The 2963-nt window shown below is 71.8% G+C and carries 5 protein-coding genes and 1 pseudogene; 5 read left to right on the top strand and 1 reads right to left on the bottom strand.

The window, feature by feature from the left end; genetic code table 11:
* Positions 1-118: 118 nt before the first annotated feature.
* The 5 genes and pseudogenes from V7E46_RS33185 (at position 119) to V7E46_RS33205 (ending at position 2296) form a co-directional block, all read left to right on the top strand.
* Entirely contained in the window at positions 119-415 is a 297-nt protein-coding gene (locus V7E46_RS33185) for a tyrosine-type recombinase/integrase (RefSeq protein ID WP_443054427.1), read from the top strand.
* A gap of 445 nt (positions 416-860) precedes the next feature.
* Positions 861-1226, top strand: coding sequence for a hypothetical protein (locus V7E46_RS33190; RefSeq protein WP_333771875.1), 366 nt, complete (start codon positions 861-863; stop codon positions 1224-1226).
* Positions 1227-1368: 142 nt separating this feature from the next.
* A complete protein-coding gene (locus tag V7E46_RS33195; protein WP_333771876.1) occupies positions 1369-1605 on the top strand; it encodes a hypothetical protein in 237 nt (78 codons plus the stop codon).
* Between the two features lie 129 nt (positions 1606-1734).
* Positions 1735-1983, top strand: a pseudogene (locus V7E46_RS33200) (transposase); the annotation flags it as partial.
* 127 nt (positions 1984-2110) lie between these two features.
* Positions 2111-2296 (top strand): hypothetical protein, encoded by a 186-nt coding sequence (locus V7E46_RS33205; protein WP_333771877.1) that lies wholly within the window; start codon positions 2111-2113, stop codon positions 2294-2296.
* Here the strand turns inward: V7E46_RS33205 and V7E46_RS33210 are convergent.
* Complete coding sequence (locus tag V7E46_RS33210) at positions 2266-2478, bottom strand: hypothetical protein (RefSeq protein WP_333771878.1); 213 nt, start codon at positions 2476-2478, stop codon at positions 2266-2268. The genes V7E46_RS33205 and V7E46_RS33210 overlap by 31 nt on opposite strands.
* Between the last annotated feature and the right edge of the window lie 485 nt (positions 2479-2963).

Below are 2963 nucleotides of genomic sequence, written 5' to 3' on the forward strand. Positions count from 1 at the left end.
GCCCCCCGGCGCGCACCCGGACCGGCCCCCTCCGCCGGGCTGCCGTCCGACCCGCGGTGCACGGCGTCCAGCCGGCAGGCCGCTCCTGTCGGAGTCGCGTCGCAACCACGGTCGGCCGCTGAGCCTGTGGACCTGGTCGAAGGTGTTCCGCCGCGTCGCCCTGGCCGCGGACCTGCCGCGCTTCTCGACCCACACCACCCGCCACCTTTGCCTGACCGACCTGGCCAGAATGGGCTGGGAACTGCATGCCATCGCGACCTTCGCCGGACACCGTCACACCGATTCGACCATGACCTACATCCACCTGTCCGGACGGGACCTCGCGGAGAAGCTGAACCGCGGCATGCAGCAGATCCACTCCTGGCGCATGGACATGCCCACCCGCGCCGGGCATCCGGGCGGGGTGGACCGTTGACGGCGAATCCGGCGACTTCCGCGGACAGCGGTGACGCCGCGGACTGGATATGGCCGCTCGATCTCGCCTGCTACGACCGGCGAGCCCTGTTGACCCACACGAGGCGAAGGCGCTCGGCGCCCTGGGGATCGAGCAGGTCAGACGCTTGGGACTGACGCCGCAGGCAGCGCCAAGGCGCCTGGTCGAGCCGCTGGCCCACGCCCGGGACTGCCTCCGCTGGGCGCCGGGCGCCAGCCACCAGCGACGGTTCGCCCGCGAAGCGGCCGGCCTGGTCCTGGTCCGCTGTGGTGAACTCGGAGTCGTTTTTCGGTATGTGATACCCAGGCCGTAGGCGTGCGCCCCCCGCGTGCACCCCGGCTCCACGTGCGACCCTCTACGGCGATCACCGGATGTCCGCGACCTGATCCCCCCGCGTAGCGTCGGCTCCCCAACCAAAGGAGCCCTGATGCGATTACGGTCCGCACGCACCCTCGCCACCGCGGCAGCCTCCGCAGCCCTCGCCGTCGGCGGCATCGCGGCCGCCACAACACCGGCCGCCGCGGCCACAGGCCCCCTCCACTGCGCCAATGACAACAGCGGCAGCTACGCCCACACGATCACCGGCTGCGACAGCTACGCCGACACCGGTGGTCCCTACGTCTTCCACGTCGACACCTACTACATCTTCTATTTCGCCCCGGGCATGTGGTTCGGCATCCCGGTCCTGTACTACACCGACGCCACCGTTACCTGTCAGTCCCTCGTCAGCCTCGATCCGGGCAACGCCTGGTACCCCACCAACTGCACCGCCACCGGCACCCCGGCATCCTGAACCGCGCGCACAGCCGCCCCGCCACCGGTGTCGACACCGACACCAGCGGCGGCGGCGGGGCCCGGTTCGTCCGTACCCGGGTCGGCCGGCCCGCCCCGGCGATACCGTGGTGACACCCGCCGAACGAGCCCAGGAGCGCCCGATGAGCGAACAGCCGGCTCCCGCCGACACCACCGCCCGGCAGCAGCTCGAGCCCGCGGCTGCCGACGCCATCCGCGCCTTCGCGGCCAAGACCCGTGCCGGCGCCGACCGCCTCGCCGCTGTTCTGGAGGACATCGCCACCAACGGCCTGCCCTCGGTGGAGGACTGCACCCCGTGGGAGGACCTGCGCGAGGCCCACCTCGCCCGCCTGGCCGCCCAGCGCCCGGCTGTCGCCTGATGGCTCCACAGCACGGCCCCCGGCGCGCCCAGGTCGCATTCTCCGACTCCGCCGCCAAGCAGCTTTGAGAACCTCACCAGCGAAGCCGAGATCCACGCCCTGGACCGCGCCCTGGTCGTCATCTCCGTCGACGCCGAGATCCGCCGGGTCGTCTGCACCACCAACGCGATCGAGTCGGTCAACGCCCGCATACGCAAGGCCGTCCGCGCCCGCGGACACTTCCCCAACGAGGCCGCCGCGCTGAAGTGCGTCTACGTGGCCGTCATGAGCCTGGACCCCACAGGCGCCGGCCGCAAACGCTGGACCATGCGATGGAAGCCCGCACTCCAGGCCTTCGACATCGCCTTCGACGGCCGACTCTCCATCGGCCGCCGCTAACCCACACAAACCCAGTTACACCAGTCGCTGAACAGACCCGCCGCTGGAACACCAAGCAGGATCCACGAGCACGAGACCGGACGAAGCGCAGTCGGCCCCGACGGCCTTGGCCAGGAACCTCCCGCCGGTGGAGACGCTGCGCGACGTGCTGGACATCGCCGGCCGCGACCCGTGGACCTGGCCTCCGCTGGATGCCGGCGACATCGAGGGCGAGGACGTCCGCGCGGCCGCGGTCGGACAGCTGACCGCCGTGTACTGGATCAACCGTGCCCAGGGGCGCCTTTACGTGGTCTCCGTCGTCTGGCTCGGCTGACCGGCCACCCCGAGCAGCAGCACCCTGCAGCGCTGCGCCGCGAGGGCCGGCCGGAGCCAGGGCCAGGTGGTGAGGGTGTCGACCAGGACCCGCAGCTGCAGCACGACGTCCTCGCCGCCCGGGTCCTGGTCCACGATGTCGGCGGCCGGCGCCAGGACGACGATCAGCCGCCTGGCCCGCACGCCGGGGGCCGCCTCCCGCAGGGCGGCGCGCAGGAAGTACGTGTCTCAGCGGCCCCGGGCGAGGGGCAAGGTCGCGTTCGGCCGGGTCCGGTACCCAGGCCTCGGTTCGGTAGGCATCCAGCAGCACCGCCGCGTCGCGGCGCACCGCCTCCGCTTTGTTCTGGATGACGCCCGGTTCGACACGCGGTAGGCCGCCAGACCCGAGGATCTGGCCGGCGACGAACGCGGGCGCGCGGGATTCGCGGAGTGGGAGCGCCCGCACCATCTGCTGGCCGCTGCCGCGGCCAGCATCCTCTATGCCCCGGGGTCTCCAGTGGATTCCTGTGTTCCGGTTGCACCGTCGTGCTGCGGCACCTGTGCAAGCTGCCGCCGGCCGACGTCGCCCGGGTGATGGGCGTCCAAGAGCCGCTGATGACCGGAGTTCAGTGCGGTTCGGGCTGGGGTAATGCGGCGAGTTCGGGTTCCGGGTCGGTGGTGGGGAGGGG

The sequence above is a fragment of the Streptomyces sp. IBSBF 2435 genome, assembly GCF_036815005.1.
Taxonomy (GTDB): Bacteria; Actinomycetota; Actinomycetes; order Streptomycetales; family Streptomycetaceae; genus Actinacidiphila.